Here is a 13,659-nt window from a genome sequence, read left to right as displayed (position 1 = left end):
CCAACAAAAGATTCCGGGCGCTGGCGATAAGATACCGTTGAAACACCCGGGCTAGACCAGCACCGGCAAGGCGCGCTCCGGGCCCAGGCGCGTACACCAGTCGGCCACCACCGTCTGGCTCAGGGCCACCACCGCCTCGCTCAGCGCCAGGCCGGCACCGCCGTGCCAGCTGGCCTGGACATCGAAGGGCGGCGGTCCGGCCAACGGCAAGGGCATCAGGCTGCCACGGGCCAATTCTTCGATCACCAGGGCCGGCGGCAAGGCACCGATGCCGAAGCCCTCGCCCATCAGCTTGATGATGGCCGCCACCGAGTTGATGCAGCAGACCCGCGGTTCGGCGATGCCCTCGCGCTGCAAGAGGCCGAGGATGTCCTGGTGCGGCCGCGAATGGCGGGAAAAGGTGATCAGCCGCTCGCCGGCCAGCTCGGCCAGATTGGCGTAGGGCCGCGCCAGGTGGCTGTCGCTGGCCACCAGCCAGCGCACCGGATAGCTGGCCAGATGCAGATTGCGGATACCCTCGGCGCGCAGCAGATCGGTCTGGAAGATCAGGTCGAGCTGTCCCCGCGCCAGTTGCTCGGCCAGATTCAGCGCGGTATCGGCGGTCAGCTCCAGCTCGATGGCCGGATAGCTCTGGGTGACCGCGGCGATCAACTGATCCAGCCAACTGTGGATCACGGTATCCATCACGCCGATGCGCAGGCGGCCCTCCAGGGTCTGACCATGACCCAGGGCCTCGTGCAGTTCACGCTGGGTCGCCAGCATCCGCTCGGCGTAGCCCAGCACCCGATGCCCCTCGGCGGTCAGACTCACGCCGCGGGAGTCGCGCAGGAACAGTTGCACGCCCAGCTCGCTTTCCAGCACGGCGATGCGGCTGGAGATGGCGGCCTGAGTGGTGGAGAGCTTTTCCGCCGTCAGGCGGAAACTGCCCAGGCGGGCGACCCAGACGAAGGTATCGAGAAAGCGCAGATTCATGAGGACCTCGACAAGGCTATCCCGTCACTTTACCCCCACCAGCAGGCTTGTCTGCCCCGCTTTTCCCTATCGGCGGCGAACAGTTTTATTTGCTGGACGCCAGCTCCACCGACGGCAAAAGATGCCAGCCGGCGCCATGCCAAATGACGTCCGACAACAACAACGAGCCGTGCCACGGGCACGGCCTGGATCAGCCGAAGCCGCCTGCGGCTTCCTACCGTCCGCCGCACCGTCTGCCCGGAGCGCGGTGGACCCGCTGGAGACATCCACCCATGCAAACCACCGTCAACCTCTGGCCGCTGCTGGGCGTACTGGTCATCGTGGTCGGCTTCGTGCTGAGGTTCAATCCGCTGCTGGTGGTCGCCCTGGCCGCCGTGGCCACCGGGATCGCCGCCCAGTTCAGCCCCGAGGCACTGCTCGCCGCCATCGGCACCGGCTTCATCAAGGCGCGCGCCCTGCCGCTGATCATCCTGCTGCCGCTGGCGGTGATCGGCCTGCTCGAGCGCCACGGCCTGCGCCTGCATGCGCAGAACTGGATCGCCCGCTTTCGCAACGCCACCGTCGGCCGCCTGCTGATCTTCTACCTGTTCGTCCGCGAGACCACCGCGGCCTTGGGGCTGACCAGCCTCGGCGGCCATCCGCAGATGGTCCGGCCGCTGCTGGCGCCCATGGCCGAAGGCACCGCCGAAAAACTCCATGGCCGCCTGCCCGAGGCGCTGCGCCAGCGGCTGCTGGCCTTCTGCGCGGCCACCGACAACGTCGGGCTGTTCTTTGGCGAAGACATCTTCGTCGCCTTTGGCGCCATCGCACTGATGCACACCTTCCTGCTCGGCGCCGGCCTCGATGTCGAACCCCTGCACATCGCTCTCTGGGGCATTCCCACGGCCCTCTGCGCCTTTTTCATCCATGCCCTGCGCCTGCACCGCTTCGACCGCCAGCTCTATCGCGAGCTGACCGCGCGCAAGGAGGTGCAACCATGATCCTGTCGATCCAGTATCTGTTCTGGCTGGCTGGCGCCATCCTGGCGCTGACCGCGGTCATGACCCTGGCCGATCGTCACCACCCCAAGCGCTGGACCAGCGGCCTATTCTGGGGCCTGTTCAGCCTGGTCTTCCTGATCGGCGATCGCCTGCCGCCGGCCTGGGTCGGCGCCGGAGTGCTGCTGATGGCCGTGCTGGCCGGTTGCGGCGCAGTGGGCAGTGGTCACCACGTGACTCGCCCTGAACGCGAGACCCGCGCCAGCGCCGGCCGCCTGGGCAATCGCCTGTTCATTCCGGCCCTGGCGATTCCCGTGGTGACGGTGATCGGCAGCGTGCTGCTCAAGGATGTGCAGATCGCCGGCCTGCCGCTGCTCGATCCCAAGAACGTCACCTTCGTCTCCCTGGGCCTGGGCGCCCTGGTGGCCCTGGCGCTGGCCTGCTGGCTGACCCGGGACACCCCGATCCAGGCCATGCGCGAATCACGCCGCCTGACCGATGCCCTGGGCTGGTCGCTGGTGTTGCCCCAGGCCCTGGCCATGCTCGGCCTGGTCTTCACCGATGCCGGCGTCGGCAAGGCGGTGGCGCACCTGGCCACCGCCTACGTGGCCCTCGACCTGCGCCTGGTGGCGGTAGTGGTCTATGTGGTGGGCATGGCCGCCTTCACCGTCATCATGGGCAACGGCTTCGCCGCCTTCCCGGTAATGACCGGCGGCATCGGCGTCCCGGTGCTGGTGGGTGTCTATCATGCCGATCCGGCGGTGATGGCTGCCATCGGCATGTTCTCCGGCTACTGTGGCACCCTGATGACGCCCATGGCGGCCAACTTCAACATCGTCCCGGCGGCCCTGCTGGAACTGGACGACAAGAACGCCGTGATCAAGGCCCAGGTCCCCACCGCCCTGGCGGTGCTGGCCTGCAACGTGGTGCTGCTCTATCTGCTGATGTGAGGTATCCCATGACCCTGCTGCTCACCGGCTTCGCGCCCTTCGGTGGCGAAGAGCTCAACCCTTCCTGGGAGGCCGTGCGCCGACTCGACGGCGAACGCCTCGGCGATCTACCCGTGGTCGCGGCGCAGTTGCCGACCGCATTCGGCGCCGCGCTCCGGGTGCTGGGCGAGTTGCTCGACCGCCATCGCCCCACCCTGGTGGTGGCGGTCGGCCAGGCCGGCGGGCGGGCCGAGCTGTCGCTGGAACGCATCGCCATCAACGTCGACGATGCCCGCATCCCCGACAATGCCGGACGTCAGCCCATCGACGAACCGGTGGTGCCCGGCGGCCCCGCGGCCTACTTCAGCACCCTGCCGATCAAGGCCATGGTCCATGCCCTGCGCGCCGCCGGCTTTCCCGCGGCGGTGTCCCAGACCGCCGGCACCTTCGTCTGCAACCACGTCTTCTATGGCCTGCAGCATCGCCTACAGGGCACCGGGGTACGCGGCGGCTTCATCCATATTCCTTATCTGCCGGTCCAGGCCGCCAACCAGCCCGGGGCGCCGTCCATGGCCCTGGAGACCCTGGTCGCCGGCCTGCGCCTGGCGCTGACCTGCGCGGCGACCACCCAGGCGGACCTGCGCGAAGGCGGCGGCCAACTGGACTGACACCCGTAGGCGCGGCGGCGGAGGACCATCCGGGCTGGCTGGCCTACAATGCCCCCTCCGCCGCCGCTGCGATTAGCCCATGTCCACCCTGCTTGCCGACTGGCGTCATCCCCTGCTGCACCGCCGCGTCTGGGCCCTGGCCGCGCCCATGATCCTGTCCAATCTCAGCGTGCCGCTGGTGACCCTGGTCGACAGCGCCATCGCCGGTCACCTGCCGCAAGCCCGCCAGCTCGCCGCGGTGGCCATGGGCGGCGCCTTCTACACAGCCCTGCTCGGCATCCTCGCCTTCCTGCGCATGGGCACCACCGGTTTCGCCGCCCAGGCCAGCGGGCGCCGTGATGGCGCCGCCCTGCGCCAGATCCTCTTGCAAGCCGGTCTGCTGGGCCTCGGGTTGTCGCTGGTCCTGCTGCTGATGGCCAGCCTGGCGCTGGAGCCGCTGCTCGCCTGGCTCGGCCTGGATCCCGCCTTCGCCGAGCTGGCCGCGCGCTTCCTGCACCTGCGCCTGCTCGGCCTGCCTGCGGCGCTGCTTAGCTACGCGCTGATCGGCTGGCTGCTCGGCACCCAGGATGCACGCACGCCGCTGGTGCTGCTGCTCACCACCAATGCCCTGAACCTGCTGCTGGTGACCGCTTTCGTGCTCGGCCTCGGCGCCGGGGTGCAGGGCATCGCCCTGGCCTCGGTCCTGGCGGAATGGAGCGGCATGCTGCTCGGCCTCGGGCTGGTGCTGCGCCGCCTGCGGCTGTGGCCCGGCCGGATCGATCGCCAGGCGCTGCGCCAGCTCGCCAGCTGGCGCCCGCTGCTGGCGGTCAATCGCGACATCTTCATCCGCTCCCTGGCGCTGCAGGCGGTGTTCCTGCTGTTCGCCGCCCAGGGCGCCCAGCTGGGCGAGACCACGGTGGCGGTCAACGCCCTGCTGCTCAATGGCCTGCTGGTCACCGCCTTCGCCCTCGACGGCCTCGCCCATGCGGTGGAGGCCCTGGCCGGTCATGCCCTCGGCGCTCGCGAGGGCGCCACCCTGCGCCGGGTGCTGGTAATCGCCGGCGGCTGGTCGTTGCTGGCCAGCCTGGTGTTCGCCGTCGCCTTCGCCCTGGGCGGCGATCTGTTCGTCGCCCTGCAGAGCGACATCGCCGCGGTACGCCAGGAGGCCCATGCCTACCTGCCCTATCTTGCGCTGCTGCCCTTGATCGCCATGGTCAGCTACCTGCTGGACGGCCTCTTCATCGGCGCCACCCGCGCCCGCGAGATGCGCAACTCGATGCTCCTCGCCCTGCTGCTGGCACTGCCCCTCGGCGGGTTGCTGCGCGGCCTCGGCAATCACGGCCTGTGGCTGGCCTTTCTGACCTTCATGGCGTTGCGCGGCCTGATCTCCGCCCTGCTCGCCTGGCGCCTGGCCCGGCGCGAAGGCTGGCTCGACGACCACGCCAGCGCCTGATCCTGCGGAACCGCCGGGTCGGCGCTCCCCTCAAAGTCGAACATCCCCTGCCGAGAGCGCTGCCATGAGCGAAGACACCCGCGATCAGGAACCCCTGGACACCCCCGCCGACGGCGACGACGTCCCCGAGCACCAGAAGCCGGAAAACCTGGAGAAGCTCAAGGATTACGGCAAGGATCAGATTCCGCCCGGCATCGCCTGACGCCAACCCTGAACCCCTCGACAAAAGCCGTCGACAGCGGTGGCAAAGCCCCGGCGGAGCTTCTAGCATCCGTCGGGTTGAGTGGGCCCCAGGGCCTTCGTGAAGGGAATCCAGATCACCATGACCGTCAGGTCCTACCTGTCGCCTTTCCTTGCGCCCTTATTGGCGCTGTTGGTGCTGTTCCCGGCGCCGGCCCAGGCCGTGGATGGCTATGCGGGCATCGCCTTCGGCACTGACCAGAAAACCTTTCTGGCGAAAAAGCTCTGCACCTTCCAGCCGCGCAAGATCGACGTGGTCGGCGTCGAGTATTTCGAATGCAACGACCTCGCCTTCGCCGGTGAAAAGGTCGAGGCCGGTGCCTTCTTCATCGATGGTCGCTTCCTGCGGCTGTCCATCGTCACGCCCCTGGCCCAGTCCTTCCTGATCGCCGAAGGCCTCACCCAGAAGTATGGCAAGCCCTCCTCCCAGTCATCGGCCGCCGCCTTCGAACGCCTGAACCAGGATGACGACGCCCAGGCCTATCTGGCCTTCGATCACGACACCGTGGTCTACAAGTTCAGCGCCCAGGCGGCACGTCGGAAACAGGTCCTGCTGATCTACACCTCGCCACGTTACGAACCCCTGCTCAAGGAGCGGCAGTTGCAGTTCGTCAAAGACTCGCTTTAAACATCCGGTTACAGCTCGTCGGACAGTTGTCCCCCAGGCGGCCAAAGTGTCGCCCCGTTCACGCCTGGCTGGAAACAAGCCATGAACAATGGCAGATAGCCATGGTCAGAACGCGGGCAAGGAGCCCCTTCCTGTAACCGGCTACTTACGGACGTCGTTCCTTCGGGAGTCCTACCATGACCGAACCTGTCGCGATGCGCGCTCTGGCGCCGCAGCGTTCCTGCTTTCGTTTGCCCCCAGCGCTTGGCTTCAGCGGCACAGGTTCTCCTTTGAAAAGGATCATTCAATGAACACTCGCAATCTCTGGGTCGACTATGCGAAAGCCATTGGCATCGTGCTGGTCGTCTATGGCCATGTCGTCCGCGGCCTGCTCAACGCCGGCATCCTGCAGGACGCAGAATTCCACGGCCTGGTGGACAGCGTCATCTACAGCTTCCACATGCCGCTGTTCTTCTTTCTTTCCGGCCTGTTCTTCTACAGCTCCTTCGTCAAGCGCGGCACCGGCGGCCTGTTGGTGAACAAGATCGACACCATCGTCTATCCCTTCCTGGTCTGGTCGCTGTTGCAGGGCTCGGTGGAGGCGCTGATGTCGCGCTACACCAATGGCGGCGTCAGCTTCAGCGAAGTTCTGACGGTCTGGGAGCCACGCCAGCAGTTCTGGTTCCTCTATGCTCTGTTCCTGGTGTTCTGCCTGGCCATGCTCGCCTATCGCTGGGCCAAGCCGCTGGCCTTCTTTGCCGTGTTCGCCTTTGGCGCCCTGGTCTATCTGTTCCAGAACGCCGGCCCGGAAGACTTCTTCTTCACCTTCACCGCGCAGAACTTCGTGTTCTTCGCCTTCGGCGTCTGGTTCAACAACTTCAAGCAGGCCATCGAGGAACAGGCCGGCCGGGTGATGCTGGGCTCGGGTCTGCTGTTCGTGGTGCTGGAGTACTGGTTCCATGGCCTGCTGGGCCTGGTCTATACCGATCGTGGCCTGGCCACCCTGGTCCTGGCGCTGAACGGTATCGTCTTCGTCAGCGCCACCTGCATGGTGCTGGCGCAACGGCCGCTGCAGTGGGTGCTGACCCTGGGGGCGCTGTCCATGCCCATCTACGTGATGCACGTACTGAGTGGCAGCGGTGCGCGCATCGTCCTGAGCAAGGGCCTGCACATCAACGACGGCCTGCTGCACATCGTCGCCGGTTGCGCCTTCGGCATCCTGGTGCCCGTGGCCATCGCCAAGCTGCTGGAAGCCCGTGGCATCAACGGTCTGTTCGAGGCGCCGGCGTGGATCTCCGCCCGGCGGTGGCTTCGGCCCAAAGCTGAAACCCCCCGCCCCGCCGTCTGAGTGACGACTCCGGCCAGGGCGCCCTGCGCCTCTGGCCAGCGTGGAAGAGCGTTTCGATCAGCACGAAACCCCCATGAAAAAACCCGCTACCAATCACCTGGTAGCGGGTTTTTTCATCGGCTGAAGCCCTGGGGCTTCAGCGGTCAAGGCGGATCACTGGCTGGCCAGCACCTGGCCGTTCTTCACTTCCAGTTGCTTGCCCGGCTCGTGGTCCATGCGGACCTGACCGATCTTGCCATCCAGCAGATACTTGACGTCATAGCCGACCACCTGGTCCTTGCTGTCGGTAACCGTGTTGCAGCGGGTCTGGGTGGTGGTGTAGGTGTCGCGGTTCTGCATGTATTCCTGACCCTTGTTGCCAGCGTAACCACCGCCCACGGCACCGGCGATGGTCGCCAGGGTCTTGCCGCTGCCGTTGCCGACCTGGTTGCCCAGCAGACCGCCGACGACCGCGCCTACGGCGGTCCCGGCGATCTGGTGTTGGTCCTGAACAGGTCGCCGATGAGTCACCGCGACCTCCTTGCAGACCTCGCGCGGGGTCTTGACCGTTTCCTTGACCGGCTGGACGGCGACGACCTCGGCGTACTGAGGCCCGCGGTCGACGAAACTGTACGCCACGGCGCCACCTGCGGTGGCGACGATGGCTCCCAGAACCGTACCTACGAGCATCGACTTGTTCACTACAACCTCCTGACTACTCTGTCATAGCGGGCACCTGGCCCTTTGCCATGCCTGGGACATCAGGGACGCTCGTCGAGTTCCTTGGCCTGCGGCGGAATCAGGTCCTCGCTCTTCAGATCCAGCCAGATCAGCACAACGTTGGCGATATAGATCGACGAGTAGGTACCGGCCATCACGCCGATGAACAGCGCCAGCGAGAAGCCGAACAGGTTGTCGCCACCAAAGATCAGCAGGGCTCCCACGGCGAGCAGGGTCGAGATCGAGGTCGCCAGGGTCCGTAGCAGGGTCTGGGTGGTCGAGACGTTGATGTTCTCGATCAGGTCGGCCTTGCGCAGCACCCGGAAGTTCTCCCGCACCCGGTCGAACACCACGATGGTGTCGTTGAGCGAGTAACCGATGATCGCCAGGACCGCCGCCAGCACCGTCAGGTCGAAGGTGATCTGGAAGAACGACAGCAGCCCCAGGGTCACCACCACGTCGTGCACCAGCGACAGGATGGCGCCCACGGCGAACTTCCACTGGAAGCGGAAGGCCACGTAGACCAGCACGCTGCCCAGGGCCAGCAGCATGCCCAGGCCGCCCTGGTCACGCAGCTCCTCGCCAACCTGCGGACCGACGAACTCGGTACGGGTCAGGGAGAAGTTCTCGGTGCTCGCCTGCTGCAGCGCGCCGGTCACCTTCTGGCCCAGTTGGGGATCGTCACCGGGCATCCGTACCAGCACGTCGGTGGTGGCGCCGAAGCTCTGCACCACGGCGTCTTCGAAGCCGGCGCCCTGCAATTCCTGACGGATCTTGCCGAGGTCGGCCGGCTGCTCGTAGCGCAACTCGATCAGGGTACCGCCGGTGAAGTCCAGGCCGAAGTTCAGCCCCTTGTAGAACCAGCTGAACAGCGCCAGTACGGTCAGGAGCGCGGTGATGGCGAACGCGATATTGCGTACGCCCATGAAGTTGATGGTCTTTTTCATGGCCGCGTCCTCAAATCCACAGCTTCTTGACGTTCCGGCCGCCATAAATCAGGTTGACCATGGCACGGGTCACGAAGATGGCGGTGAACAGGGAGGTGAAGATACCCAGCGACATGGTCACGGCGAAGCCCTTGACCGGCCCGGTGCCCATGGCGAACAGGATGGCGCCCACCAGCAGGGTCGTCAGGTTGGAGTCCAGGATCGCCGTGAAGGCCCGATTGAAACCTTCGTGGATGGCGCGCTGGATCGGCATGCCATTGGCGATCTCTTCACGGATCCGCGAGAAGATCAGCACGTTGGCGTCCACCGCCTGCCCCATGGTCAGCACGATACCGGCGATACCCGGCAGCGTCAGGGTGGCATGCAGGATGGACATCAGCGCCATCAGCAGCACCATGTTGAACGCCAGGGCGATGGTCGCCAGCACCCCGAAGAAGCGGTAGATGGCGATCAGGAACAGCGAGACGAAGACCATGCCCCACAGCGAGGCATCGATGCCCTTCTCGATGTTGTCGGCGCCCAGGCTCGGGCCGAGGGTGCGTTCTTCGGCGAAGTACATGGGTGCGGCCAGGCCACCGGCACGCAGCAGCAGCGCCAGTTCCGAGGCCTCGCCCGAGCCATTCAGGCCGGTGATGCGGAAGCTGTTGCCCAGGGCCGACTGGATGGTCGCCAGGCTGATGATGCGCCGCTCTTCCTCGAAGCCGGGCACCGCCACTTCCTTCTGCACGCCGTCCACGGCCTGGGTGGTGTAGCGGGTGACCGGGCGCTGCTCGATGAACACCACGGCCATGCTGCGGCCGACGTTGGTGCGGGTGGCACGGTTGATCAGATCGCCACCATGGCCATCCAGGCGGATGTTGACCTGGGGCCGGCCGTTCTCGTCGAAGCTGGCCGAGGCGTCGGTGACCTGGTCACCGGTGATGATGACGTTACGCTCCAGCGGTACCGCCGGACGCCCGGGCTCGCGGAATTCGAAGCTCTCGGTGGAGGCCCGCGGGGTGTCCGCGGTGGCGGCCAGGCGGAATTCCAGGTTGGCGGTCTTGCCGAGGATGCGCTTGGCTTCGGCGGTGTCCTGCACACCCGGTAGCTCGACCACGATGCGGTCGGCGCCCTGGCGCTGCACCAGCGGCTCGGCCACACCCAGTTCGTTGACCCGGTTGCGTACCGTGGTCAGGTTCTGGGTGACGGCATAGTTGCGGATCTCCCGCAGCTTGGCCTCGGTCAGCTGCAGACGCAGCACCTGCAGGTCGCCACGGGTATCGGTGGTCAGCTCGAAATCGGTGTAGTTCTTGCGGATCAGGCTCTGGGCCTGCTGCAGGTCGGCGGCATCGGTGAAGCCGAGCTGCAGGGCGCCGTTCTGGTCGGGCATGCTGCGATAGCGCACCTTCTCGCGGCGCAGCAGGGTCTTGACCTCGTTGTCATAGACCTTCAGGCGCGCGTCCACGGCCTTGTCCATGTCCACCGCCAGCAGGAAGTGCACACCGCCGGAGAGATCCAGACCCAGCTTCATGGGGCTGGCGCCCAGCTTGCGCAGCCACTGCGGGGTGGTGGGCGCCAGGTTCAGGGCCACCACGAAGTCGTCGCCCAGGGTACGGCGGACCACTTCCTGGGCCGGCAGTTGATCATCGGCGCGCATCAGGCGGACCAGCACCCGGCTGCCGTTCTCATTGAGATCGCTGGACTTCACCGCCAGATGAGCCTCGGCCAGGGCCGCGTTGACACGCTGCACCTCGGCGGGGGTCACCGTGCGTTCGGTGCTGGAAGCGCTGATCTGCAGGGCCGGATCGTCGGGGTACAGATTAGGAACCGAATAGATGGCGCCCACGACCAGTACGGCCAGGATCAGCAGGTACTTCCAGAGGGGATATTTGTTGAGCATGACACCGCCCGAGATAAAGGCGGGGCGCCTTGCGCGCCCCGGTGTTAGCTAGATTAAGGAAGGCTCAGAGGGCCTTCAGGGTGCCCTTCGGCAGGGTCGCGGCGATGGCGCCCTTCTGGAACTTGAGTTCGACGTTGTCGGACACTTCCAGCACCACGAACTCGTCGGTGACCTTGTTGATGCGACCGGCGATGCCACCGGTAGTCACCACTTCGTCACCCTTCTGCAGGCCGCCGATCAGGTTCTTGTGGTCCTTGGTGCGCTTGGCCTGGGGACGCCAGATCAGGAAATAGAAGATCACCACGAAGCCGATCAGGAAGATGAACTGAATGTATTCACCTCCCGGTGCGGCGTTGGCGGCCGGCGCGGCAGCTTCCTGGGCCTGGGCCGTGGAAATCAGAAAACTCATTGCACTACTCCTTGCAGAGTTGGATGACGGAAAAAGAAGAGATGCCGGGGGTCGCTCGCCACCGGTTCGACCGCTGCAGAACCCCGGTCACGCACCCGGCGAAGGACGCGCGAGCGCCGTTTCGCCTGGACGATCGGACAGGGGCTTTCAGCGGTCGAGCGGCGGCGTAGGCAGGCCGCGCCGAGCATAGAAGGCGTCCACAAAGTCGGCCAATTTACCCTCTTGGATAGCCTGGCGCAAACCGGCCATCACCCGCTGGTAATACCGCAGGTTGTGGATCGTATTCAGCATACTCCCCAGCATTTCCCCGCATTTATCCAGATGGTGCAGATAGGCCCGGGAGAAATGTTTGCAGGTGTAACAGTCGCAGGTGGGATCCAGCGGCGTCTCGTCGTGACGATGCACGGCATTGCGCAACTTGAGCACGCCGGTGTCGATGAACAGATGGCCGTTGCGCGCGTTGCGGGTGGGCATCACGCAGTCGAACATGTCGACGCCACGGCGCACGCCTTCCACCAGGTCTTCCGGCTTGCCCACGCCCATCAGGTAGCGCGGCTTGTCCGCCGGCAGGTGCGGCGGCAGGAAGTCCAGCACGCGGATCATCTCTTCCTTGGGCTCGCCCACCGACAGGCCGCCGATGGCGTAGCCGTCGAAGCCGATGCCTTCCAGCCCCTCCAGGGACCTCAGGCGCAACTCCTCGTGCATGCCGCCCTGGACGATGCCGAACAACGCCGAGGGGTTGTCGCCATGGGCTTCGCGGGAGCGCTTGGCCCAGCGCAGCGACAGCTCCATGGAGCGGCGCGCGGTGTCGAAATCCGCCGGATAAGGGGTGCACTCGTCGAAGATCATCACGATGTCCGAGCCCAGGGCGCGCTGCACCGCCATGGATTCCTCGGGGCCCATGAAGACCTTGGCGCCGTCCACCGGCGAGGCGAAGTAGACGCCCTCTTCCTTGATCTTGCGCAGCGCGCCCAGGCTGAACACCTGGAAGCCGCCGGAATCAGTGAGGATCGGCCCCTGCCACTGCATGAAGCCGTGCAGGTCGCCGTGGCGCTGGATCACCTCGGTCCCGGGCCGCAGCCAGAGGTGGAAGGTGTTGCCCAGGATGATCTGGGCGCCGATGTCGGCGACGCTGTCGGGCAGCATGCCCTTGACCGTGCCGTAGGTACCGACCGGCATGAAGGCCGGGGTCTCGACCACGCCGCGGGGAAAGGTCAGGCGACCGCGACGGGCCTTGCCCTCGGTGGCCAGCAATTCGAAATTCATGAAACTCATATCAGCTCTCCGGGCCCTGGGCCCCGGGATTGCGGGTGATGAACATGGCGTCGCCATAACTGAAGAAGCGATAGCCCTCGGCCACGGCCGTCGCATAGGCGGCCATGGTCTCGCGGTAACCGGCAAAGGCCGACACCAGCATCAGCAGGGTCGATTCGGGCAGGTGGAAGTTGGTCACCAGCGCATCGACGACATGGAAGGGGCGACCGGGATAGAGAAAGATATCCGTCTCGCCGGCGAAGGCCTTGAGCTGGCCATCACGGGCGGCGCTTTCCAGCGAACGCACGCTGGTGGTACCGACGGCGATCACCCGACCGCCACGGGCGCGGCAGGCGGCCACGGCATCCACGACGGCCTGGTCGACCTGCAGCCACTCGCGGTGCATGTGGTGGTCTTCGATGCGCTCGACCCGCACCGGCTGGAAGGTGCCGGCGCCGACGTGCAGGGTGACGAAGGCGGTCGCCACGCCCTTGGCGCGGATGGCCTCCAGCAGCGGCTCGTCGAAGTGCAGTCCGGCGGTGGGCGCGGCCACAGCGCCGGCATTGCGCGCATAGACGGTCTGGTAGCGCTCGCGATCCTCGGCCTCGTCGGGCCGGTCGATATAGGGCGGCAACGGCATATGACCGACCCGCTCCAGCAGCGGCAGCACGGGCTCGGCGAATTTCAGTTCGAACAGCGCCTCGTGGCGCGCCACCATCTCGGCCTCGGCACCGCCGTCAATGAGGATGCGGCTGCCTGGTTTGGGCGATTTGCTGGACCGCACATGGGCCAGCACCCGCTCCTCGTCCAGCACCCGCTCCACCAGGATCTCCAGCTTGCCGCCACTGGCCTTCTGGCCGAACAGCCGCGCGGGTATCACCCGGGTGTCGTTGAACACCATCAGGTCGCCCGGCTGCAGATAGCCCAGCAGATCGGCGAAGTGGCGATGGCTCAGCTCACCGCTGGGGCCGTCGAGCACCAGCAATCGACTGCCGCGGCGCTCGGCCAGCGGATGACGGGCGATGAGGGATTCGGGAAGGTCGAAATGGAAGTCGGCGACGTGCATGGCAGGTAGATCTCGAAAGGCCGCACAGCTTACCGGAAGCGGCCTTTTTCACCAACGCACTTTGGATTGACCGGACCTGCCTGCATCCCTATACTCCGCCGCCATTGCCCCGGTGGCGGAACCGGTAGACGCGGCGGATTCAAAATCCGTTTCCGAAAGGAGTGGGAGTTCGAGTCTCCCCCGGGGCACCAAGTTGGTACCTTCCAGGCCTCCCCCGTGTTGCCTGGAAGCC

14 protein-coding genes and 1 tRNA gene are annotated in these 13,659 nt (G+C 66.0%); 8 read left to right on the top strand and 7 right to left on the bottom strand.

Going from position 1 to position 13,659, the window contains the following annotated elements; all coding sequences use genetic code 11:
- Nucleotides 1–51: 51 nt before the first annotated feature.
- Complete coding sequence (locus V6W80_RS05200) at nt 52–972, bottom strand: LysR family transcriptional regulator (protein ID WP_017642534.1); 921 nt, start codon at nt 970–972, stop codon at nt 52–54.
- 272 nt (nt 973–1,244) lie between these two features.
- Here V6W80_RS05200 and V6W80_RS05195 point away from each other — a divergent pair, with 272 nt between their 5' ends.
- From V6W80_RS05195 to V6W80_RS05165, 7 genes are all read left to right on the top strand, one after another.
- Nucleotides 1,245–1,952, top strand: a complete 708-nt coding sequence (locus V6W80_RS05195; RefSeq protein ID WP_017642535.1) for a DUF969 domain-containing protein — start codon at nt 1,245–1,247, stop codon at nt 1,950–1,952.
- Nucleotides 1,949–2,899 carry a DUF979 domain-containing protein gene (locus tag V6W80_RS05190; RefSeq protein ID WP_017642536.1) on the top strand — a complete coding sequence of 317 codons (951 nt, stop codon included), beginning with the start codon at nt 1,949–1,951 and terminating at the stop codon, nt 2,897–2,899. Before V6W80_RS05195 ends, V6W80_RS05190 begins: the two co-directional genes overlap by 4 nt.
- A gap of 8 nt (nt 2,900–2,907) precedes the next feature.
- Nucleotides 2,908–3,546, top strand: a complete 639-nt coding sequence (gene pcp, locus V6W80_RS05185) for a pyroglutamyl-peptidase I (RefSeq protein ID WP_338546054.1) — start codon at nt 2,908–2,910, stop codon at nt 3,544–3,546.
- A 79-nt stretch (nt 3,547–3,625) separates the two neighbouring features.
- Nucleotides 3,626–4,978: an MATE family efflux transporter gene (locus V6W80_RS05180; protein ID WP_064307955.1), complete on the top strand. Its 1,353-nt coding sequence runs from the start codon at nt 3,626–3,628 to the stop codon at nt 4,976–4,978.
- A gap of 64 nt (nt 4,979–5,042) precedes the next feature.
- Nucleotides 5,043–5,180 (top strand): hypothetical protein, encoded by a 138-nt coding sequence (locus V6W80_RS05175; RefSeq protein WP_007159685.1) that lies wholly within the window; start codon nt 5,043–5,045, stop codon nt 5,178–5,180.
- A 120-nt stretch (nt 5,181–5,300) separates the two neighbouring features.
- Complete coding sequence (locus tag V6W80_RS05170; protein ID WP_184291688.1) at nt 5,301–5,846, top strand: hypothetical protein; 546 nt, start codon at nt 5,301–5,303, stop codon at nt 5,844–5,846.
- Nucleotides 5,847–6,132: 286 nt separating this feature from the next.
- Nucleotides 6,133–7,173: an acyltransferase family protein gene (locus tag V6W80_RS05165; protein WP_017642540.1), complete on the top strand. Its 1,041-nt coding sequence runs from the start codon at nt 6,133–6,135 to the stop codon at nt 7,171–7,173.
- Between the two features lie 153 nt (nt 7,174–7,326).
- Here the strand turns inward: V6W80_RS05165 and V6W80_RS05160 are convergent, their stop codons facing one another.
- The 6 genes from V6W80_RS05160 to queA form a co-directional block, all read right to left on the bottom strand.
- Complete coding sequence (locus tag V6W80_RS05160) at nt 7,327–7,854, bottom strand: glycine zipper 2TM domain-containing protein (protein WP_017642541.1); 528 nt, start codon at nt 7,852–7,854, stop codon at nt 7,327–7,329.
- A 59-nt stretch (nt 7,855–7,913) separates the two neighbouring features.
- A complete protein-coding gene (secF, locus tag V6W80_RS05155; RefSeq protein WP_017642542.1) occupies nt 7,914–8,819 on the bottom strand; it encodes a protein translocase subunit SecF in 906 nt (301 codons plus the stop codon).
- Nucleotides 8,820–8,829: 10 nt separating this feature from the next.
- Nucleotides 8,830–10,698 carry a protein translocase subunit SecD gene (gene secD / locus V6W80_RS05150; RefSeq protein WP_338546049.1) on the bottom strand — a complete coding sequence of 623 codons (1,869 nt, stop codon included), beginning with the start codon at nt 10,696–10,698 and terminating at the stop codon, nt 8,830–8,832.
- 64 nt (nt 10,699–10,762) lie between these two features.
- Nucleotides 10,763–11,107: a preprotein translocase subunit YajC gene (gene yajC, locus V6W80_RS05145; protein ID WP_007162951.1), complete on the bottom strand. Its 345-nt coding sequence runs from the start codon at nt 11,105–11,107 to the stop codon at nt 10,763–10,765.
- A gap of 147 nt (nt 11,108–11,254) precedes the next feature.
- Entirely contained in the window at nt 11,255–12,373 is a 1,119-nt protein-coding gene (gene tgt / locus V6W80_RS05140) for a tRNA guanosine(34) transglycosylase Tgt (RefSeq protein WP_338547353.1), read from the bottom strand.
- 10 nt (nt 12,374–12,383) lie between these two features.
- Nucleotides 12,384–13,427, bottom strand: coding sequence for a tRNA preQ1(34) S-adenosylmethionine ribosyltransferase-isomerase QueA (gene queA / locus V6W80_RS05135; RefSeq protein WP_338546047.1), 1,044 nt, complete (start codon nt 13,425–13,427; stop codon nt 12,384–12,386).
- A gap of 106 nt (nt 13,428–13,533) precedes the next feature.
- Between queA and V6W80_RS05130 the strand changes: the two genes are divergently transcribed.
- Nucleotides 13,534–13,618, top strand: a tRNA-Leu gene (locus tag V6W80_RS05130).
- Nucleotides 13,619–13,659 lie beyond the last annotated feature (41 nt).

The organism is Pseudomonas benzopyrenica, assembly GCF_036884265.1.
Taxonomy (GTDB): Bacteria; Pseudomonadota; Gammaproteobacteria; order Pseudomonadales; family Pseudomonadaceae; genus Chryseomonas; species Chryseomonas benzopyrenica.
This window is presented reverse-complemented; position numbering and strand designations above follow the sequence as displayed.